The following is a 20,889-nucleotide window of genomic DNA, read 5'->3' on the forward strand; positions in this document are numbered from 1 at the left end:
ACTTCGGATTGCCCGGCCGCCGACCCGCGACCGGCGCGAGGCGCCGTCGGCCGGGCTGCTTGAATGGGTGCGTGACCCGAGCATCCCTGGACAAGCAGCCGCACGAAGTCGCCTCGATGTTCGACGACGTGGCGGCGAACTACGACCTCACCAACGACGTGCTGTCGCTCGGCCAGGCCCGGCTGTGGCGCAAGGAGGTCGCGAAGGCGGTGGACGCCCGCCCGGCGGAGAAGGTCCTCGACCTGGCCGCGGGCACGGCGACGTCCTCGCTGCCGTTCGCCGCCACCGGTGCGTACGTCGTGCCGTGCGACTTCTCCGTCGGCATGCTCCAAGTGGGCAAGAAGCGGCACTCCTGGCTGCCGTTCACCGCGGGTGACGCGACAAAGCTGCCGTTCCGCGACGAGACGTTCGACGCGGTGACGATCTCCTTCGGGCTGCGCAACGTCCAGGACACGGACACGGCGCTGCGCGAGCTGTACCGGGTGACCAAGCCGGGTGGCCGGGTGGTGATCTGCGAGTTCTCGCAGCCGACCTGGGCGCCGTTCCGCACGGTCTACACCGAGTACCTGATGCGGGCGCTGCCGCCGGTCGCGCGCGCGGTGTCGTCCAACCCCGACGCGTACGTCTATCTCGCCGAGTCCATCCGCGCCTGGCCCGACCAGGCCGGCCTCGCGCAGCTGCTGCAGAAGGCCGGCTGGTCGAAGGTCGCCTGGCGCAATCTCACCGGCGGTGTCGTGGCACTGCACCGGGGCGTACGCGCCTGACGACGGAGGCGGCGCGGCGGGTGCTGGCCCCTGCACGGGGCGACATCGGGAGCCCTTCGGAAGGCTGATCAGCAGGCACCCATAGACTGCACGGGACATGTGCCGCGCGGCACGCGATTTCGAGTCCTCGGGAGATCCGACCGTGACCGAGCCCCTCTCCGAACACAGCGCGGATGTGATCGTCGTCGGGGCGGGCCCAGCCGGCTCCACGACGGCGTACTACCTCGCCAAGGCCGGACTCGACGTCCTCCTGCTGGAGAAGACCGCCTTCCCGCGTGAGAAGGTCTGCGGCGACGGCCTCACCCCGCGCGCCACCAAGCAGCTCGTCGCCATGGGCATCGACATCTCCGAAGAGGCGGGCTGGCTGCGCAACAAGGGCCTGCGCATCATCGGCGGTGGCGTCCGGCTCCAGCTCGACTGGCCGGATCTCGCCTCGTACCCGGACTACGGTCTGGTCCGCAAGCGCGACGACTTCGACGAGCAGCTGGCCCGCCAGGCGCAGAAGGCGGGCGCGCGGCTGTACGAGCGCTGCAATGTCGGCGCCCCGATCGTCGACGACCGCACCGGCCGCATCACCGGCGTGAACGCCAAGCTCGGCGAGGAGAAGACCCCGGTCACCTTCCACGCCCCGCTCGTGGTCGCCGCCGACGGCAACTCCACCCGGCTGTCGCTCGCCATGGGCCTGCACCGCCGTGAGGACCGTCCGATGGGTGTGGCGGTCCGTACGTACTTCACCTCGCCCCGCCATGACGACGACTACCTGGAGTCCTGGCTGGAGCTGTGGGACCGGCGTGGCCCCCAGGACCGGCTGCTGCCCGGCTACGGCTGGATCTTCGGCATGGGCGACGGCACGTCCAACGTCGGCCTCGGCATCCTCAACTCGTCGTCCGCGTTCAAGGAACTGGACTGGCGCGAGGTCCTCAAGGCGTGGTGCGCCTCGATGCCCGCCGACTGGGGCTACACCGAGGAGAACATGACGGGGCCGATCCGCGGCGCCGCGCTCCCGATGGCCTTTAACCGCCAGCCGCACTACACCAAGGGGCTGCTGCTCGTCGGCGACGCGGGCGGCATGGTCAACCCGTTCAACGGCGAAGGCATCGCGTACGCCATGGAGTCGGGCCAGATCGCCGCGGACGTCATCGTCCAGGCCCATGCCCGCGCCACCCCCGCCCAGCGCGAACTGGCGTTGCAGAACTATCCGAAGACCCTCAAGGAGACCTACGGCGGCTACTACACGATGGGCCGCGCCTTCGTGAAGCTGATCGGCAACCCGAAGGTCATGAAGATCGCCACGCAGCGCGGTCTGACGCACCCGCTGCTGATGAAGTTCACGCTGAAGATGCTGGCCAACCTCACCGACCCGACGGGCGGCGACGCGATGGACCGCATCATCAACGGCCTGGCGAAGGTCGCCCCGCGGTCCTGACCGTACGGCGGCGTCCGGTCAGTAGTAGCCCTTCTCGCCGTCGATGATCTCCCGCACGGCATCGAGATGACCCGCGTGCCGGGCGGTCTCCTCGATCATGTGGAAGAGCATCCACCGCAGATTCGCGGAGGCGAGCTCGAAGTCGGGATGTCGGCCCACGTCCTCCAGGGCGTGGGCCGCGACGATCTCGTCGGTGACGGCGCACTGCTGCTCGTACTCCTCGAGCAGCCGCGCGAGCGGAATGCCGTCGACCCGCATGTCGGCATCCTCGGTGTCCGGGTCGAACCGCGGCCCCACGGCGGGCCGGCCGAGGAACATCACCTCGAACCAGTAGTTCTCGACCCAGCGCAGATGCGAGACGAGCCCCGCGGCCGACAGGCGGGGCGAGGCGGGAAGTACGGCCCGGTGCGCATCCCTCTCGGAGAGCCCCGCGCACTTCCAGTGGATGACGGCTCGCTGCATGTCGAACCAGCCGAGCAACTGGGTCCGCGCGTCGGCTTCGTACGGTGGGCGTATACGCGGGCGGGTCATGGCAGCCGAAGGTATCGCACCGGCCGCGACGGGTGCGGTGCGAACGCCGGATGAGGATGCTGCACGACCTTCCCGCGGAGTACGGGGACGGCCGCGCCGTCGACTGCGTCCCGGCGATCGCCTCCGAGTGGGACAAGCCGGGCATTCCTTACGGGATGACCGCGAGGCAGTGCACCCGCGAGGAGTTCGCGGCCGAGGTCCGGGCCCAGCTCACGGACGCGGTCGGCATCGCGGTCCCTGCGCTGCTGGACGCCGACGGCTCGACCGCCGCGCGCTGTACGACCTGGGGGCCCGACCAGCCGCCCGAGCCGGAGCCCTTCAAGCGCATCGACGAGGTGCGCTTCGGGCCGGGGCTTTCGAACACCGTCGGTCCGGGGGAGCGCGCGGCCTCCGGGGCGGTACGCACGGCTGAGGGCCGCCACTCCCGAGCGGGGAAGTGACGGCCCTCGGCCGGATCACCTGCGCTTGTGAATCCGAGAACGCGGCGGTCCCGGAGAGTGCGCGACGAACTCAGAGAACGCGGACCGCGCCCGACGGCGGGTCGTAGTCCAGCGAACGGAGCACCACACCGCTGCTCGGGTTCTGCGCACCGACGAACTGGCCACCGCCCACGTAGACACCGACGTGGTACGCGGAACCCGCGCCACCCCAGTACAGGATGTCGCCGGGCTGCAGGTTGCTCAGGGAGACCTGGGTGCCGGCGGTCGACTGGGACTGCGAGACGCGCGGCAGGTCGACGCCCACCGAGCGGAACGCGGCCTGGACCAGGCCGGAGCAGTCCCAGGAGTTGGGTCCGGTGCCGCCGGACACGTACGCGTCGCCGACCTGCGCCTTGACGAACGCGATGACGGACGCGGCGGAGCCGGTGGCGCTCGACGAGGAGGTCACGGCGGTGGAGCCGGACGTCGCGCTGAGCGTCGTGCGGGCCTGGGAGCGGGAAGCGCGCTCGGCGGCCTCCGCCTTGGCCTTGGCGGCCGCCTCGGCCTTCTCCTTGGCCTCCGCCTTGCGCACGGCCTCCGCCTTGGCCTTCTTGGCGGCCTTGGCGGCGGTGGTCGCTGCGGCGTCCTCGTGGGCCTGCGTCTCCAGGTCCAGGGCGACCTGCTGCGTGGCCTCGGCGGACTCGGCGACGGCGGTGGAGACCCCGGAGGTGAGGGTGGGCATCTCGATGGTCTGGGTCACCGGCTCGGCCTGGGCCGGACCGGTGGCCGCGGCGACCGCGATGGTGCTGAGGACGCCACCGGCAACTCCGGCCCGCAGCGCCGTCTTCGAGGCGCTTCGGCGGGGCTTCCGGTGGCTGGGTATGTGAGCGGTGTGGGACATGAGTACTAGCGCTATCAGGGCCTCAGGGGTCCCATCAAGAAACGTGTGTTGCGACACAGTTACGTACGGAATCTGTGAATCCGCTTTCCGGGAGCCCTTATTGACGCCGTAACGGGCAAAACGGGCACCCGCCATCACGGCTGTGATCACGGCCTTTCGGTAATTCGCCCGAATTGCCCACCACTTACCATCCGTTCACACCAATGGCCAAGCCCGCTTTTGTTGAAGGCCGGGTGAAGTGATGCAGGTCACAGCATGACTGTTACATGGTGGGCATAAGAGCGGCCGACGCATTCGGGCCGCCGGTGACGCCGGGCGGCCCGTCGTTCCGCCCGGGTGATCGCGCACGCCGGCACGCGTCCACTTCGCTCCCGCGGAGCCCCTCGCGCGGGTGAGTCCGGACCGGGACGGATCCTCTTACCACTCGCAACCGTCCATTGCCAATTTGCATGTCGAGGCGTCTGATTGTTAGTGGAAACATCGCTTTGACCAGCGGTAACAACATCAGATGTCACATCTCGTGATCGCGCGGCCGCTTTGCGTACGAAGATCACCTCTCATCCGACTTCATGATCGTTCGCCGGGTGGTGGAGATCACAAAGTCGGTGTAGCACCCCGTGTCGCAGATCACAGGACGGCAGGCATAGGATGCGGGGCAGTCGGGCTTGTGAACTGCCTCACATGTGCACGATCTTGGTGAGGTGGCGAGCCGGTCGCCCGATGCGGTCCAACGGTCAAGGACGACTGGAAGGAGCGAGGAGCGTGAATGCCTACGCGCCCATCCTCGTGCTCGGCGCCCTCGGGGCAGGGTTTGCGATCTTTTCCGTGGTCATGGCCACGCTAATCGGTCCAAAGCGGTATAACCGGGCAAAGCTCGAAGCGTACGAGTGCGGTATCGAACCCACCCCCACTCCAGCCGGAGGCGGCCGCTTCCCTATCAAGTACTACCTGACGGCGATGCTCTTCATCGTCTTCGACATCGAGATCGTCTTCCTCTATCCCTGGGCGGTCACCTTCGACTCTCTGGGGATCTTCGGGCTCGTGGAGATGCTGCTCTTCGTGCTCACCGTCTTCGTCGCCTACGCGTATGTATGGCGCCGCGGCGGTCTGGAATGGGACTGAGGGGCTGAGGGGCACACCATGGGACTGGAAGAGAAGCTGCCCAGCGGCTTCGTGCTGACCACTGTCGAGCAGGCCGCCGGCTGGGTGCGGAAGTCCTCCGTCTTCCCCGCCACGTTCGGCCTCGCCTGCTGCGCCATCGAGATGATGACGACCGGAGCCGGGCGTTACGACCTGGCCCGTTTCGGGATGGAGGTCTTCCGCGGATCGCCGCGGCAGGCGGATCTGATGATCGTCGCAGGGCGGGTCAGCCAGAAGATGGCGCCCGTCCTTCGGCAGGTCTATGACCAGATGCCGAACCCCAAGTGGGTCATCTCCATGGGGGTTTGCGCATCATCGGGCGGGATGTTCAACAATTACGCCATTGTGCAGGGTGTTGATCACATTGTCCCGGTCGATATCTATTTGCCGGGTTGCCCGCCGCGTCCCGAGATGCTGATGGACGCCATTCTCAAGCTCCACCAGAAGATCCAGGGCTCCAAGCTCGGGGTCAACGCGGAGGAGGCCGCCCGCGAGGCGGAGGACGCCGCACTGAAGGCGCTTCCCCTCATCGAGATGAAGGGGCTGCTGCGGTGAGCGACGAGCGGAACAGCAACGGCGTACCCGCCCCGCGCGACGAGACAGGCGAGGTCATCGGCGTACGCAAGGGCATGTTCGGCGCCAACAACGGCGGCGACACCTCCGGCTACGGCGGCCTCGTTCGCACGGTGGCGCTCCCGGGCGCCACATCCCGGCCGTACGGCGGCTGGTTCGACGAGGTGGCCGACGAGCTCGAAGGGGCCCTGGAGGAGCAGGACCTGCTTCCCGGGAACGCCATCGAGAAGACCGTCGTCGACCGCGGCGAGCTCACCTTCCACATCGCCCGTGAGCATCTGGTCCAGGTCGCCCGCACGCTGCGCGACGACCCGGCTCTGCGCTTCGAGCTCTGCACGGGGGTGAGCGGTGTCCACTTCCTCGGCGACAAGGGCCGGGAACTGCACGCCGTCTACCACCTGAGGTCGATCACGCACGGCCGGCTGATCCGGCTGGAGGTCTCGGCCCCGGACAGCGACCCGCACATCCCGTCGCTCGTCACGGTCTATCCGACCAACGACTGGCACGAGCGCGAGACCTACGACTTCTTCGGGCTCGTCTTCGACGGGCACCCGGCCCTCACCCGGATCATGATGCCGGACGACTGGCAGGGCTTCCCGCAGCGCAAGGACTATCCGCTCGGCGGCATCGCCGTCGAGTACAAGGGCGCCCAGATCCCGGCTCCGGACCAGCGGAGGTCGTACTCCTGATGACTACTCCCCATGCGACACCCAGGGCCACGACCGAGGGGACTGTATATACAGTCACCGGCGGCGACTGGGACGAGGTCGTCGAATCGGCGGTCAAGTCCGACGACGAGCGCATCATCGTCAACATGGGTCCCCAGCACCCGTCCACGCACGGTGTGCTGCGGCTGATCCTGGAGATCGACGGCGAGACCGTCACCGAGGCCCGCTGCGGCATCGGCTACCTCCACACCGGCATCGAGAAGAACCTCGAATTCCGGAACTGGACCCAGGGCACCACGTTCGTGACGCGCATGGACTACCTGACGCCGTTCTTCAACGAGACGGCGTACTGCCTGGGCGTCGAGAAGCTGCTCGGCATCGAGGACCAGATCCCCGACCGGGCGAGCGTCCTGCGCGTCCTGCTGATGGAGCTCAACCGGATCTCCTCGCACCTGGTGTGCATCGCCACCGGCGGCATGGAGCTCGGCGCGACCACGATCATGATCTACGGGTTCCGCGATCGTGAACTGGTTCTCGATCTCTTCGAGCTGATCACCGGCCTGCGGATGAACCACGCGTTCGTCCGGCCCGGCGGACTCGCCCAGGACCTGCCGCCCGGCGCGGTCGACCAGCTGCGCGAGTTCGTGAAGACCATGAAGAAGAACCTGCCGGAGTACGACAAGCTCGCCACCGGCAACCCCATCTTCAAGGCCCGCATGCAGGACGTCGGCTATCTCGACCTGACCGGCTGCATGGCGCTCGGTGCCACCGGCCCGATCCTGCGTTCCGCCGGACTCCCGCACGACCTGCGCAAGACGGACCCCTACTGCGGGTACGAGAACTACGAGTTCGACGTCCCCACCGCCGACAGCTGCGACGCCTACGGCCGCTTCCTCATCCGGCTGGAGGAGATGCGCCAGTCGCTGCGGATCATCGAGCAGTGCATCGACCGGCTCGCCCCGGGCCCGGTCATGGTCGCCGACAAGAAGATCGCCTGGCCCGCGCAGCTCGCGCTCGGGCCCGACGGCCTCGGCAACTCGCTCGACCACATCAAGAAGATCATGGGCACCTCCATGGAGGCCCTGATCCATCACTTCAAGCTGGTGACCGAGGGCTTCCGGGTCCCGGCCGGACAGGCGTACACCGCGGTCGAGTCGCCCAAGGGCGAGCTCGGTGTGCATGTCGTCTCGGACGGCGGCACCCGCCCCTACCGGGTCCACTTCCGCGACCCGTCCTTCACCAATCTGCAGGCCATGGCGGCGATGTGCGAGGGCGGCCAGGTCGCCGACGTCATCGTCGCCGTCGCGTCCATCGACCCCGTGATGGGAGGCGTCGACCGGTGACCGAAGCACGTCAGGAAGTCAGTCTGGGGATGCCGCAGCTCCCCGCCCCCGCCTACCCGGCCGAGGTACGCGCCCGGCTCGAAGCGGACGCGAAGGAGGTGATCGCCCGCTACCCCGACAGCCGCTCCGCACTGCTGCCGCTGCTGCACCTGGTGCAGTCCGAGGAGGGGTACGTCTCCCGGACGGGCATGGCGCTCTGCGCCGAGCTGCTCGGCCTCACCACCGCCGAGGTCACCGCGGTCGCCACCTTCTACACGATGTACCGGCGCAGGCCGAGCGGTGACTACCAGGTCGGCGTCTGCACCAACACGCTGTGCGCGGTGATGGGCGGCGACGCCATCTTCGACCGTCTGAAGCAGCACCTCGGCCTCGGTAACAACGAGACGACGGAGGACGGCAAGGTCACCCTCGAGCACATCGAGTGCAACGCGGCCTGCGACTTCGCCCCCGTCGTGATGGTCAACTGGGAGTTCTTCGACAACCAGACGCCCGAGAGCGCGACGCAGCTCGTCGACGACCTCATCGCCGGGCGCACCGTCGAACCCACCCGCGGCGCCCCGCTCTGCTCGTACAAGGAGACCGCCCGGATCCTGGCCGGCTTCCCCGACCAGCGCCCCGGTGCCGTCGAGGCGACCGGTGGCGCCGGTCCCGCCTCGCTCGTCGGCCTCCGGCTGGCGAAGGGGGAGGAGCTGCACCCGAAGGTCGTCGCTCCGCGTGGTGAGTCGGCACGCTCCGAAGCCCCGCAGGACCGTCCGCAGCCGGGCGCCCAGCACCTCAGCTCCCATGACGCACCGCAGCAGACCTCTGCATCCGACCCGGACCACCCGGCCGGTCCCGCAGCTGAGGAGGGAGAGTGATGACATTGGCAGCCGAAATCAACGACGGGGGCGGCAACGGCGGCGGAGCCGGTCCCGAGAAGCTGCTCTCGCCCGTGCTCTCCGCCTTCTGGGACGAGCCCGAGTCCTGGACCCTGGACACGTACAAGCGGCACGGCGGTTACGAGGGGCTGCGCAAGGCCCTCGCCATGACGCCGGACGACCTCATCGCGTACGTCAAGGACTCCGGACTCCGCGGCCGTGGCGGCGCCGGCTTCCCCACGGGCATGAAGTGGCAGTTCATCCCGCAGGGCGACGGCAAGCCGCACTACCTGGTGGTCAACGCCGACGAGTCGGAGCCCGGGACCTGCAAGGACATCCCGCTCCTGTTCGCCAACCCGCACAGCCTGATCGAGGGCATCGTGATCGCCTGCTACGCGATCCGCTCCTCGCACGCCTTCATCTATCTGCGCGGCGAAGCCGTCCCCGTGCTGCGGCGTCTGCACGAGGCCGTGCGCGAGGCGCACGAGGCGGGCTACCTCGGGACGAGCATCCTGGGCTCGGGGCTCGACCTGGAGCTCACCGTGCACGCGGGCGCGGGCGCGTACATCTGCGGTGAGGAGACCGCGCTGCTCGACTCGCTCGAAGGGCGACGCGGCCAGCCCCGGCTGCGGCCCCCCTTCCCCGCGGTCGCCGGTCTGTACGCCTGCCCCACTGTGGTGAACAACGTCGAATCCATCGCGTCGGTTCCCGCGATCCTGAGCAACGGCAAGGACTGGTTCAAGTCGATGGGCAGCGAGAAGTCCCCGGGCTTCACGCTGTATTCGCTCAGCGGGCATGTCGCCACCCCCGGCCAGTACGAGGCGCCGCTCGGCATCACGCTGCGCCAGCTGCTCGACATGGGCGGCGGCATGCGACCCGGCCACCGGCTGAAGTTCTGGACCCCGGGCGGCTCCTCCACCCCGATGTTCACCGACGAGCACCTCGATGTGCCCCTCGACTACGAGGGGGTCGGCGCCGCCGGTTCCATGCTCGGCACCAAGGCGCTCCAGTGCTTCGACGAGACGACCTGTGTCGTGCGGGCCGTCACCCGCTGGACCGAGTTTTACGCCCATGAGTCCTGCGGCAAGTGCACGCCCTGCCGCGAAGGCACCTACTGGCTCGTCCAGTTGCTCCGCGACATCGAGGCCGGCAAGGGACAGATGGCCGACCTCGACAAGCTGAACGACATCGCCGACAACATCAACGGCAAGTCCTTCTGCGCTCTCGGCGACGGCGCCGCCGCGCCGATCTTCTCCTCGCTGAAGTACTTCCGCGAGGAGTACGAGCAGCACATCACCGGCAAGGGCTGCCCGTTCGATCCCGCCAAGTCGACCGTTTGGGCCGACGACAAGAACGCTCACCAGGAGGTGAACGCATGACAGTCACCACAAGTGCGCCCTCCGGGGGCGGCGCGGCGGCGGTCCCGCCCGAGGACCTTGTCACGCTGACCATCGACGGCATCGAGATCAGCGTGCCCAAGGGCACTCTGGTCATCCGCGCCGCCGAACTCCTCGGCATCGAGATCCCGCGCTTCTGCGACCACCCGCTCCTCGACCCGGCCGGCGCCTGCCGGCAGTGCATCGTCGAGGTCGAGGGCCAGCGCAAGCCGATGGCGTCCTGCACCATCACCTGCACCGACGGCATGGTCGTCAAGTCGCAGCTCACCTCGCCGGTCGCCGACAAGGCGCAGCGCGGGGTGATGGAGCTGCTGCTGATCAACCACCCGCTGGACTGCCCGGTCTGCGACAAGGGCGGCGAGTGCCCCCTGCAGAACCAGGCGATGTCGCACGGTGACCCGGACTCCCGGTTCGACGGGAAGAAGCGGACGTACGAGAAGCCCGTCCCCATCTCCACCCAGGTGCTGCTGGACCGTGAGCGGTGCGTGCTGTGTGCACGCTGCACCCGGTTCTCCAACCAGGTGGCGGGCGACCCGATGATCGAGCTGATCGAGCGCGGCGCGCTCCAGCAGGTCGGTACGGGCGAGGGCGACCCGTTCGAGTCGTACTTCTCCGGCAACACCATCCAGATCTGCCCGGTCGGTGCGCTGACCTCGGCGGCGTACCGATTCCGCTCCCGGCCCTTCGACCTGGTGTCGTCGCCGTCGGTGTGCGAGCACTGCGCGGGTGGGTGCGCGACCCGCACCGACCACCGGCGCGGCAAGGTCATGCGGCGGCTCGCCGCCGACGACCCCGAGGTCAACGAGGAGTGGGTCTGCGACAAGGGCCGCTTCGGGTTCCGTTACGCGCAGCAGCGGGACCGGCTCACCACCCCGCTGGTGCGGAACGCGGACGGCGTCCTCGAACCGGCGAGCTGGCCCGAGGCGCTGGAGGCCGCGGCCGCCGGACTCGCCGCCGCCCGCGGCCGGACCGGTGTCCTCACCGGCGGCCGGCTGACCGTCGAGGACGCGTACGCGTACAGCAAGTTCGCCCGGACCGCCCTGGACACGAACGACATCGACTTCCGGGCCCGGGTGCACAGCGGCGAGGAGGCCGACTTCCTGGCCGCCCGCGTCGCCGGACGCGGACGCGATCTGGACGGCGGCGGGATCACGTACACCTCGCTGGAGAAGGCCGCGACCGTGCTGCTGGTCGGCTTCGAGTCCGAGGAGGAGGCGCCCGGCGTCTTCCTGCGGCTGCGCAAGGCCCACCGCAAGCACGGCCAGCGCACCTTCGCCGTCGCCTCGCACGCCACCCGCGGGCTGACGAAGGCCGGCGGCACGCTGCTGGCCGCCGCACCCGGCACCGAGACCGAGTGGCTGGACGCGATCGCGGGCGGCGTCGGACTCGACGGCGATGGGGCCGCGGCCGCCGAGGCGCTGCGCGGCGGTGAGGCCGTCATCGTCGTGGGCGAGCGGCTGGCCGGGGTGCCGGGCGGGCTGACCGCCGCGGTACGGGCGGCGACCGCGACCGGGTCCCGGCTGGTGTGGATCCCGCGCCGGGCCGGCGAGCGCGGCGCAGTGGAGGCGGGCGCGCTCCCGTCGCTGCTGCCCGGCGGCCGCCCCGCCACCGACCCGCGGGCCAGGGACGAGGTGGCGGCCGTCTGGGGCGTCGCCGAGCTGCCGGCCCGGTTCGGCCGCGACACCGGCCAGATCGTCGAGGCCGCGGCCACCGGCGAACTGGGCGCGCTGCTCGTCGCCGGCGTCGAGGCCGTCGACCTGCCCGACCCGGCCCGCGCCCTGGAGGCGCTGGACCAGGTCGGGTTCGTGGTCTCGCTGGAGCTGCGGCCCAGCGAGGTCACCGAGCGGGCCGATGTGGTGTTCCCCGTCGCCGCGGTGGCCGAGAAGGCCGGCACCTTCCTCAACTGGGAGGGCAGGGCCCGGATGTTCGAGGCCGCGCTGAAGCCCGAGCAGATGACGCGGGCCCTCGCGCCGACCGACGCCCGGGTGCTGCACATGCTGGCGGACGCCCTCGACGTCCACCTCGCCCTGCCGGACCTGAAGTCCGTACGCCGTGAGCTGGACCGGCTCGGCGGCTGGACCGGCACGCACGCCACCGACCCGCAGGCGTCGGCGCAGCCGCTGCCCCGGCCCGGTGACGGCGAGGCGCTCCTCGCGGGCCACCGGCTGCTGCTCGACCAGGGGCGGCTCCAGGAGGGCGATGCCGCGCTGGCCGGCACCCGGCACGCCGCGGTCGCCCGGCTCTCCGCCGTCACCGCGGCCGAGACGGGGGTGAAGGACGGCGATCTGCTGGCCGTCACCGGACCGTCCGGCAGCGTCGAACTCCCCCTGCAGGTCACCGACATGCCGGACCGGGTGGTCTGGGTGCCGCTGAACTCCGCCGGGCGGGGCGTACCGGCCGACACCGGCGCCCGCCCCGGCGGCCTGGTCCGGATCGGTCCCGCCGCACCGGGGACGTCCGCACCGGGTACTCCCGACGTCTCACCGGAGGTGCGAGCGTGACTGGCTTCGCTCACCTGGCCGCGGCGCCCGACCGCGCCGTACTCGCCGCCGAGGATCTGTCGATGTTCGGCACCGACCCCTGGTGGCTCGTCGTCATCAAGGCGGTGTTCTGCTTCGCGTTCCTGATGGTGACCGTGCTCTTCTCCATCGTGTGGGAGCGCAAGGTCGTCGCCTGGATGCAGCTGCGCATCGGCCCCAACCGGCACGGCCCCTGGGGCATGCTCCAGTCGCTCGCCGACGGCATCAAGCTGATGCTGAAGGAAGACGTCATCGTCAAGCGGGCGGACAAGGTCGTCTATGTCCTCGCGCCGATCGTCGCCGCCGTACCGGCGTTCATGGCGATCGCGGTGATCCCGTTCGGCCCGTCCGGCAACGAGGTCTCGATCTTCGGACACCGTACGGCGATGCAGCTGACCGACCTGCCGATCGCGATGCTCTACATCCTCGCGGTCGCCTCGGTCGGCATCTACGGCATCGTGCTGGCGGGCTGGTCCTCCGGCTCGACGTACCCGCTCCTCGGCGGCCTGCGCTCCTGCGCGCAGATGATCTCGTACGAGATCGCGATGGGCGCCGCCTTCGCCTCCGTCTTCCTCTACTCGGGGTCGATGTCGACCTCGAAGATCGTGGAGGCGCAGCAGGACCGCTGGTTCATCCTCCTGCTGCCGGTCTCGTTCATCATCTACATCATCACGATGGTCGGCGAGACCAACCGCGCCCCGTTCGACATGCCGGAGTCCGAGGGCGACCTGGTCGGCGGCTTCAACACCGAGTACTCGTCGATCAAGTTCGCGATGTTCATGCTCGCCGAGTACGTCAACATGGTCACCGTCTCCGCGGTCTCCACGACCCTGTTCCTGGGCGGCTGGCGGGCCCCGTGGCCGATCAGCACCTTCTGGGAGGGGGCGAACCACGGCTGGTGGCCGTTGCTCTGGTTCGTCATCAAGGTCCAGCTGCTGCTGTTCTTCTTCATCTGGCTGCGCGGCACCCTGCCCCGCGTCCGCTACGACCAGCTGATGAAGCTCGGCTGGAAGGTTCTGATCCCGGTCTCCGTGGTCTGGCTGATGCTGGTCGCGACCGTGCGTGCGCTGCGCAACGAGGGCTACGACTTCACGAGCGTCGTGCTGTACGTGGTGGGCGCCGTGCTCGCGATCCTGCTGATCTCGTTCGTCGCCGACCTCTTCCGGGACCGCTCGGCCAAGGCGGCCGAGGCGGAAGCCGGACCGGAACCCGCGTTCGACCCGATGGCAGGCGGATTCCCGGTGCCACCGCTGCCCGGACAGACCCTGCCGCCGGTACCGCGCCGCGGGCCACGGCATGAGCGGGAGCTCGTTGTCAGTGGCGGGCCGGATACTCAGAGTGACAGCAGTCGGACGGGTGGAAGCCCCAGCGACGGAAAGGAGGCTGACGGTGTCTGAGTCATCGGAACCCTCGGGGGAGAAGTTCCAGAACCCCGTGGCCGGCTTCGGCGTGACCTTCAAGGCCATGTTCAAGAAGCGGCTGACCGAGCAGTACCCGGAACAGCAGAAGGTGACGGCGCCGCGCTTCCACGGCCGGCATCAGCTCAACCGCCACCCCGACGGCCTGGAGAAGTGCGTCGGCTGCGAGCTGTGCGCCTGGGCGTGCCCGGCGGATGCCATCTACGTGGAGGGCGCGGACAACACCGACGAGGAGCGTTACTCCCCGGGTGAGCGCTACGGCCGCGTCTACCAGATCAACTACGCGCGCTGCATTCTCTGCGGACTGTGCATCGAGGCCTGCCCGACCCGGGCGCTGACGATGACCAACGAGTTCGAGCTCGCCAACACCACCCGCGAGAGCCTCATCTACACCAAGGACGAGCTGCTCGCGGGCCTGGAGGAAGGCATGGTCGACAGTCCGCACGCGATCTACCCGGGGATGGACGAGCAGGACTACTACCGGGGGCTGGTGACCGAGGCCGCGCCCGGTACGGAGCGCCAGGTCGCCGTCTCCAAGGGCGAGTCCAAGGAGCAGGCGGCCGAGAACGAGGAGGTGGACGCATGACCGGCCTGGCCGCGGCGGCCTCCACCACATCGACGGGCGAGGCCGTCCAGTTCTGGATCCTCGGCACCGTCGCCGTGCTCGGCGCGCTGTCCACCGTACTGATGAAGAAGGCCGTGCACAGTGCGCTGAGCCTCGCCGGGACCATGATCGTCCTGGCGGTCTTCTATCTCGCCAACGGCGCGTACTTCCTCGGCGTCGTCCAGATCGTCGTCTACACGGGCGCGATCATGATGCTGTTCCTCTTCGTGGTCATGCTCGTCGGTGTCACGGCGGCGGACTCGCTGAAGGAGACCCTCAAGGGCCAGCGCTGGCTGGCCGCGGGCTGTGGGCTCGGCTTCGGTGTCCTGCTGATCGCGGGCATCGGCCACGCCTCCCTGAACAGCTTCAACGGACTCGGCAGCGCCAACGCCGCGCACGGCGGGAACGTCGAGGGGCTGGCCAACCTCATCTTCACCAAGTACGTCTTCGCCTTCGAGATCACCGGCGCCCTGCTGATCACGGCGACCGTCGGCGCGATGGTGCTCACCCACCGCGAGCGCACCGAACGGGCCCGGACCCAGCGGGAGATGTCCGAGGCGCGCGTGCGCAGCAATCACCTGCCGCCGCTGCCCGCCCCGGGTGTCTACGCCCGGCACAACGCCGTGGACATCGCCGGTCTGCTCCCGGACGGCACCCCGTCCGAGCTCACCGTCATGCAGACGCTGCGCAAGCGCGGCCAGATCCGCGACGTGTCGAACGAGTCGCTCGCCAACCTCAAGGCGCTGGAGCAGCGCTCCGAGGAGCGGCTCGGCCGTGACAAGGAAGAGGAGGAGGTCGCCAAGTGAACCCGGTCAACTACCTCTACCTCGCCGCGCTGTTGTTCACCATCGGCGCGTCCGGAGTGCTGATCAGGCGGAACGCGATCGTGGTGTTCATGTGTGTGGAGCTGATGCTCAACGCCTGCAACCTCGCGTTCGTGACGTTCTCCCGGATGCACGGCAACCTCGACGGCCAGATCATCGCCTTCTTCACGATGGTCGTCGCCGCCGCCGAAGTCGTGGTCGGGCTCGCGATCATCGTGTCGCTGTTCCGTTCCCGCCACTCGGCCTCGGTCGACGACGCCAGCCTGATGAAGCTGTAAGGGGACGCTGAATCGTGGACAACCTCATTGCGCTGCTCGTCGCGGCGCCCCTGCTCGGAGCGGCTGTGCTGCTCTGCGGCGGCCGACGGCTGGACCGTGCCGGGCACTGGCTCGGCACGCTGCTCGCCGCCGCCTCGTTCGTCATCGGGGCGGTGCTCTTCGTCGACATGCTGGGCAAGGGCGCCGAGCACCGGGCGCTGCACCAGCACCTGTTCAGCTGGATCCCGGTCGAGGGCTTCCAGGCCGATGTGGCCTTCCAGCTCGACCAGTTGTCGATGACGTTCGTGCTGCTGATCACCGGTGTGGGCACTCTGATCCACATCTACTCGATCGGCTACATGGAGCACGACGAGCGCCGGCGCCGCTTCTTCGGATATCTGAACCTGTTCCTCGCGGCGATGCTCCTGCTGGTCCTCGCCGACAACTACCTGCTGCTGTACGTCGGGTGGGAGGGCGTCGGTCTGGCGTCGTACCTGCTGATCGGCTTCTGGCAGCACAAGCCCAGCGCGGCCACCGCCGCCAAGAAGGCGTTCCTGGTCAACCGGGTCGGCGACATGGGCCTGTCGATCGCGATCATGCTGATGTTCACCACGTTCGGCACGTTCGCCTTCGGCCCCGTCCTGGCGGCGACCGGGGGGACGAGCGAGGGCAAGCTGACGGCGATCGGCCTGATGCTGCTCCTGGCCGCCTGCGGCAAGTCGGCCCAGGTGCCGCTGCAGTCCTGGCTCGGTGACGCGATGGAGGGCCCGACCCCGGTCTCCGCCCTCATCCACGCCGCCACCATGGTGACCGCCGGCGTCTACCTGATCGTCCGCTCCGGCACGATCTTCAACGCCGCGCCGGACGCCCAACTGGTCGTCGTGGTCGTCGGCGCGGTCACGCTGCTCTTCGGTGCGATCGTCGGTTGCGCGAAGGACGACATCAAGAAGGCCCTCGCCGGGTCGACGATGTCGCAGATCGGCTACATGATCCTGGCTGCCGGGCTCGGCCCGATCGGCTACGTCTTCGCGATCATGCACCTGGTGACGCACGGCTTCTTCAAGGCCGGGCTCTTCCTCGGTGCCGGTTCGGTCATGCACGGCATGAACGACGAGGTCGACATGCGGAAGTTCGGCGGCCTGCGCATGTACATGCCGGTCACCTTCATCACCTTCGGTCTCGGCTATCTGGCGATCATCGGCTTCCCCGGTCTGTCCGGCTTCTTCTCGAAGGACAAGATCATCGAGGCGGCGTTCGCCAAGGGCGGCACCGAGGGCTGGATCCTCGGCGCGGTCACGCTGCTGGGCGCCGCGATCACCGCGTTCTACATGACGCGCGTGATGCTGCTGACGTTCTTCGGCGAGAAGCGCTGGCAGCCCGACGCGGAAGGCCATGAGCCGCATCCGCACGAGTCCCCGAAGTCGATGACCATCCCCATGATTGTCCTGGCGTTCGGCTCGGTCTTCGCCGGAGGCTTCTTCTCCATCGGCGACCGCTTCCTGAACTGGCTGGAGCCGGTCACCGGACACGACCACGGGCACGCCCCGGTCGGCGCAGCGACCGTCACCGCCGCCACCATGGTGGTACTCGTCATCGGCGCCGCCATCGCCTGGGCGATGTACGGGCGCAGGCCGGTACCGGTCGTCGCACCGCGCGGCTCGCTGCTCACCCGGGCCGCCCGCCGCGATCTCCTCCAGGACGACTTCAACCACGTGGTCCTGGTCCGCGGAGGCGAGCACCTCACCCGCTCCCTGGTGTACGTCGACCACACCCTGGTGGACGGCGTCGTCAACGGCACGGCCGCAACGATGGGCGGGCTCTCCGGCCGGCTGCGCAAGCTGCAGAACGGCTACGCCCGCTCCTACGCGGTCTCGATGTTCGGCGGTACGGCGATCGTCATCGCCGCGACCCTGCTGATGAGGGCGGTCTGATCACATGTCCTTTCCCCTCCTGACAGCGACGGCGGCGCTCCCGGCGATCGGCGCGATCGCCACCGCCGCCGTCCCGGCCGCCCGGCGCACCGCCGCCAAATGGCTGGCGCTGCTCTTCTCGCTGGCCACGCTCGTACTGGCGGGCATCGCGCTCGCCCGCTTCGAGCCCGGCGGCGCGCGCTATCAGCTCACCGAATCGCACGCCTGGATCAAGGACTTCGGCGTCCGGTACGAACTGGGCGTGGACGGCATCGGGGTGGCGCTCCTCGCGCTCACGGCCCTGCTGGTCCCGTTCGTCATCCTGGCCGGCTGGCACGACGCCGACCCCCTGGAGACGAAGTCCTCGCGCTGGCGTCCCACCCAGGGCTTCTTCGCTCTGATCCTGATGGTCGAAGCGATGGTGATCCTCTCCTTCGAGGCCACCGACGTCTTCCTCTTCTACATCCTCTTCGAAGCCATGCTCATCCCGATGTACTTCCTCATCGGCGGTTTCGGGGACCGGGCCCACGCCGGCAGCGACGAGAACGCCGCGGCACAACGTTCGTACGCGGCCGTCAAGTTCCTCCTCTACAACCTGGTCGGCGGGCTCATCATGCTGGCCGCCGTCATCGGCCTGTACGTCGTCGCGGGCACCTTCTCGCTCTCCGAGATCGCCGAGGCCCGCGCCAACGGCTCGCTCTCCATGGCGACCAGCACCGAACGCTGGCTGTTCCTCGGGTTCTTCTTCGCCTTCGCGGTGAAGGCCCCGCTCTGGCCGCTGCACACCTGGCTGCCCAACGCCATGGGCGAGGCGACCACCCCGGTCGCCGTCCTGATCACCGCGGTCGTCGACAAGGTCGGCACCTTCGCGATGCTCCGCTTCTGCCTCCAGCTGTTCCCGGAGGCCAGCAAGTGGGCGACGCCGGTGATCCTGGTGCTGGCACTGATCAGCATCGTGTACGGGGCGCTCCTCGCCGTCGGCCAGCGCGACATCAAGCGGCTGATCGCCTACGCGTCGATCTCGCACTTCGGCTTCATCATCCTGGGCATCTTCGCGATGACCAGCCAGGGCCAGTCGGGCGCCACGCTCTACATGGTCAACCACGGAATCTCGACCGCCGCGCTGATGCTGGTGGCCGGCTTCCTGATCACCCGGCGCGGCTCGCGGCTCATCGCCGACTACGGCGGGGTGCAGAAGGTGGCGCCGGTCCTGGCCGGCACCTTCCTGATCGGCGGTCTCGCCACGCTGTCGCTGCCCGGGCTCTCTCCGTTCGTCAGCGAATTCCTGGTCCTGGTCGGGACGTTCAGCTCCTATCCCGCGGCCGGCATCGTCGCCACCACCGGGATCGTGCTCGCCGCGCTCTACGTCCTCGTCCTCTACCAGCGGACGATGACGGGCCCGGTGAAGGCCGAGGTCCAGGGCATGGCCGACCTCAAGGCCCGGGAGCTGGTGGTGGTCGTCCCGCTGATCGCGCTGCTGATCTTCCTGGGCGTCTATCCGAAGCCGCTGACGGAGATCGTCAACCCCGCGGTGCAGCACACCCTGTCGGACGTCCAGAAGAAGGACCCCCAGCCCGAGGTGGAGGCCGCCAAGTGAGCGCAACAGCTGTCCACAGCCTGTGGACAATGGCGGGCGGGGTGACAACGGCCGCCCCGGACGAGAAGTTCAAGGCACCCGTCATCGAGTACGCCCAGCTGGCCCCGGTCCTCATTGTGATCGGTGTCGCCGTCGTCGGCGTACTCGTCGAGGCCTTCGTGCCGCGCCGGGCCCGCTACTACACGCAGGTCTTCCTGGCCGTCGTCGCCCTCGCCGCCGCGTTCGCCGCGGTCGTCGGCCTCGCGGCCGGGGGGTACGGCACGACGAAGGCGCACCTCGCCGCGATGGGCGCCGTCGCCGTCGACGGACCCGCGCTGTTCCTGCAGGGCACCATCCTGCTGACGTCGCTGGTCGCCGTCTTCACCTTCGCCGAGCGGCGGCTCGACCCCGTGGCGCACGGCAACCGCGTCGACTCGTTCGCCGCACAGGCCGCGTCCGTCCCCGGCGGCGAGAGCGAGCAGGCCGCGGTCAAGGCCGGGTTCACCACCACCGAGGTCTTCCCGCTGCTGCTCTTCTCGGTGGCCGGCATGCTGGTCTTCCCGGCGGCCAACGATCTGCTGACGCTCTTCGTGGCCCTGGAGGTCTTCTCCCTCCCGCTGTACCTCCTGTGCGCCGTCGCCCGCCGCAAGCGGCTGATGTCGCAGGAGGCGGCCGTGAAGTACTTCCTGCTCGGCGCCTTCTCGTCGGCGTTCCTGCTCTTCGGGATCGCCCTGCTGTACGGGTACGCGGGCTCCGTCTCGTACGCCGCGATCGCCCAGGTGGTCGACGGCTCCGTCCCCCAGATCGACCCGGCGCTCGCCGACACCATGGGCAACGACGTGCTGCTGCTGATCGGCGGCGCGATGATCCTGACCGGGCTGCTCTTCAAGGTCGGTGCCGTCCCGTTCCACATGTGGACGCCGGACGTCTACCAGGGCGCCCCGACCCCGGTCACCGGCTTCATGGCCGCGGCCACGAAGGTCGCCGCGTTCGGCGCACTGCTGCGTCTGCTGTACGTGGTGCTTCCGGGCCTCAGCTGGGACTGGCGGCCGGTCATGTGGGCCGTCGCCATCGTCACGATGCTGGGCGGTGCGATCGTCGCCATCACCCAGACCGACATCAAGCGGCTGCTGGCCTACTCGTCCATCGCGCACGCCGGGTTCATTCTCGCCGGTGTCATCGCGACCACCCCCAGTGGCATCTCCTCGGTGCTCTTCTACCTGGGCGCGTACTCCTTCGTGACGGTCGGCGCGTTCGCCGTCGTCACCCTGGTGCGCGACGCGGGCGGCGAGGCGACGCACCTGTCGAAGTGGGCCGGGCTCGGCCGGCGCTCACCGCTGGTCGCCGCGGTCTTCGCGGTGTATCTCCTGGCGTTCGCCGGTATCCCGCTGACGTCGGGCTTCGCCGGAAAGTTCGCGGTCTTCAAGGCGGCGGCGGAGGGCGGCGCCGGCGGCCTGGTCGTGGTCGGTGTGATCTCGTCCGCGATCGCCGCGTTCTTCTACATCAGGGTCATCGTGCTGATGTTCTTCAGCGAGCCGAAGGCGGACGGCCCGACGGTCGCCGTCCCGTCGCCGCTGACGATGACGACCATCGCGGTCGGCGTCGCGGTCACGCTGGTGCTGGGCCTGGCGCCACAGTACTTCCTGGACCTGGCGAGCCAGGCGGGAGTGTTCGTGCGGTAACACGGAGACACTGCGAGAGCGCCGGACGGGCACAGGAAGTCAAGCCCGTCCGGCGTTGTCGTACCCGGCGCCTATGGTGG

At 69.1% G+C, this 20,889-nt stretch carries 19 protein-coding genes; 17 read left to right on the forward strand and 2 right to left on the reverse strand.

The features are described 5' to 3' along the window. Window positions 1-71 precede the first annotated feature (71 nt). Entirely contained in the window at window positions 72-764 is a 693-nt protein-coding gene (locus LRD69_RS18930; protein ID WP_277327769.1) for a demethylmenaquinone methyltransferase, read from the forward strand. 142 nt (window positions 765-906) lie between these two features. Next, window positions 907-2,190 (forward strand): geranylgeranyl reductase family protein, encoded by a 1,284-nt coding sequence (locus LRD69_RS18935; protein ID WP_277327770.1) that lies wholly within the window; start codon window positions 907-909, stop codon window positions 2,188-2,190. An 18-nt stretch (window positions 2,191-2,208) separates the two neighbouring features. Here the strand turns inward: LRD69_RS18935 and LRD69_RS18940 are convergent, their stop codons facing one another. Further along, window positions 2,209-2,721, reverse strand: a complete 513-nt coding sequence (locus tag LRD69_RS18940; RefSeq protein WP_277327771.1) for a DinB family protein — start codon at window positions 2,719-2,721, stop codon at window positions 2,209-2,211. Between the two features lie 50 nt (window positions 2,722-2,771). Here LRD69_RS18940 and LRD69_RS18945 point away from each other — a divergent pair, with 50 nt between their 5' ends. After that, window positions 2,772-3,161: a hypothetical protein gene (locus LRD69_RS18945; protein WP_346771914.1), complete on the forward strand. Its 390-nt coding sequence runs from the start codon at window positions 2,772-2,774 to the stop codon at window positions 3,159-3,161. A gap of 70 nt (window positions 3,162-3,231) precedes the next feature. Here the strand turns inward: LRD69_RS18945 and LRD69_RS18950 are convergent, their stop codons facing one another. Then, a complete protein-coding gene (locus tag LRD69_RS18950; protein ID WP_277327772.1) occupies window positions 3,232-4,041 on the reverse strand; it encodes a C40 family peptidase in 810 nt (269 codons plus the stop codon). 762 nt (window positions 4,042-4,803) lie between these two features. Here LRD69_RS18950 and LRD69_RS18955 point away from each other — a divergent pair. The 14 genes from LRD69_RS18955 to nuoN are packed head-to-tail and all read left to right on the forward strand — an operon-like array spanning window position 4,804 to window position 20,809. Further along, window positions 4,804-5,163: an NADH-quinone oxidoreductase subunit A gene (locus LRD69_RS18955; protein WP_030379754.1), complete on the forward strand. Its 360-nt coding sequence runs from the start codon at window positions 4,804-4,806 to the stop codon at window positions 5,161-5,163. Between the two features lie 18 nt (window positions 5,164-5,181). Continuing rightward, on the forward strand, window positions 5,182-5,736 hold the full coding sequence (locus tag LRD69_RS18960; RefSeq protein WP_030926341.1) for an NADH-quinone oxidoreductase subunit B: 555 nt from the start codon (window positions 5,182-5,184) through the stop codon (window positions 5,734-5,736). After that, the gene (locus LRD69_RS18965; protein WP_277327773.1) at window positions 5,733-6,443 is read left to right on the forward strand and encodes an NADH-quinone oxidoreductase subunit C; all 711 of its coding nucleotides are present in this window, start codon (window positions 5,733-5,735) and stop codon (window positions 6,441-6,443) included. The genes LRD69_RS18960 and LRD69_RS18965 overlap by 4 nt, the downstream gene beginning before the upstream one ends. After that, a complete protein-coding gene (locus tag LRD69_RS18970) occupies window positions 6,443-7,765 on the forward strand; it encodes an NADH-quinone oxidoreductase subunit D (protein WP_277327774.1) in 1,323 nt (440 codons plus the stop codon). Before LRD69_RS18965 ends, LRD69_RS18970 begins: the two co-directional genes overlap by 1 nt. A 29-nt stretch (window positions 7,766-7,794) precedes the next feature. After that, on the forward strand, window positions 7,795-8,622 hold the full coding sequence (gene nuoE, locus LRD69_RS18975; protein ID WP_277329786.1) for an NADH-quinone oxidoreductase subunit NuoE: 828 nt from the start codon (window positions 7,795-7,797) through the stop codon (window positions 8,620-8,622). After that, on the forward strand, window positions 8,622-10,001 hold the full coding sequence (gene nuoF, locus LRD69_RS18980; RefSeq protein ID WP_277327775.1) for an NADH-quinone oxidoreductase subunit NuoF: 1,380 nt from the start codon (window positions 8,622-8,624) through the stop codon (window positions 9,999-10,001). The genes nuoE and nuoF overlap by 1 nt, the downstream gene beginning before the upstream one ends. Further along, a complete protein-coding gene (locus LRD69_RS18985; protein ID WP_277327776.1) occupies window positions 9,998-12,520 on the forward strand; it encodes an NADH-quinone oxidoreductase subunit G in 2,523 nt (840 codons plus the stop codon). Before nuoF ends, LRD69_RS18985 begins: the two co-directional genes overlap by 4 nt. Continuing rightward, window positions 12,517-13,935, forward strand: coding sequence for an NADH-quinone oxidoreductase subunit NuoH (gene nuoH, locus LRD69_RS18990; RefSeq protein ID WP_277327777.1), 1,419 nt, complete (start codon window positions 12,517-12,519; stop codon window positions 13,933-13,935). The genes LRD69_RS18985 and nuoH overlap by 4 nt, the downstream gene beginning before the upstream one ends. Then, complete coding sequence (gene nuoI, locus LRD69_RS18995; RefSeq protein ID WP_277327778.1) at window positions 13,928-14,542, forward strand: NADH-quinone oxidoreductase subunit NuoI; 615 nt, start codon at window positions 13,928-13,930, stop codon at window positions 14,540-14,542. Before nuoH ends, nuoI begins: the two co-directional genes overlap by 8 nt. Then, window positions 14,539-15,366 (forward strand): NADH-quinone oxidoreductase subunit J, encoded by an 828-nt coding sequence (locus LRD69_RS19000; RefSeq protein WP_277327779.1) that lies wholly within the window; start codon window positions 14,539-14,541, stop codon window positions 15,364-15,366. The genes nuoI and LRD69_RS19000 overlap by 4 nt, the downstream gene beginning before the upstream one ends. Beyond that, a complete protein-coding gene (gene nuoK / locus LRD69_RS19005; RefSeq protein ID WP_024493678.1) occupies window positions 15,363-15,662 on the forward strand; it encodes an NADH-quinone oxidoreductase subunit NuoK in 300 nt (99 codons plus the stop codon). Before LRD69_RS19000 ends, nuoK begins: the two co-directional genes overlap by 4 nt. A gap of 14 nt (window positions 15,663-15,676) precedes the next feature. Then, on the forward strand, window positions 15,677-17,572 hold the full coding sequence (nuoL, locus tag LRD69_RS19010; protein ID WP_277327780.1) for an NADH-quinone oxidoreductase subunit L: 1,896 nt from the start codon (window positions 15,677-15,679) through the stop codon (window positions 17,570-17,572). 4 nt (window positions 17,573-17,576) lie between these two features. Beyond that, complete coding sequence (locus LRD69_RS19015; protein WP_277327781.1) at window positions 17,577-19,148, forward strand: NADH-quinone oxidoreductase subunit M; 1,572 nt, start codon at window positions 17,577-17,579, stop codon at window positions 19,146-19,148. Continuing rightward, window positions 19,145-20,809, forward strand: a complete 1,665-nt coding sequence (nuoN, locus tag LRD69_RS19020) for an NADH-quinone oxidoreductase subunit NuoN (RefSeq protein ID WP_277327782.1) — start codon at window positions 19,145-19,147, stop codon at window positions 20,807-20,809. The genes LRD69_RS19015 and nuoN overlap by 4 nt, the downstream gene beginning before the upstream one ends. Window positions 20,810-20,889: the final 80 nt, after the last annotated feature.

Origin of the sequence: Streptomyces sp. JH14 (genome assembly GCF_029428675.1) — a bacterium.
In the GTDB taxonomy this organism is placed as follows: Bacteria; Actinomycetota; Actinomycetes; order Streptomycetales; family Streptomycetaceae; genus Streptomyces.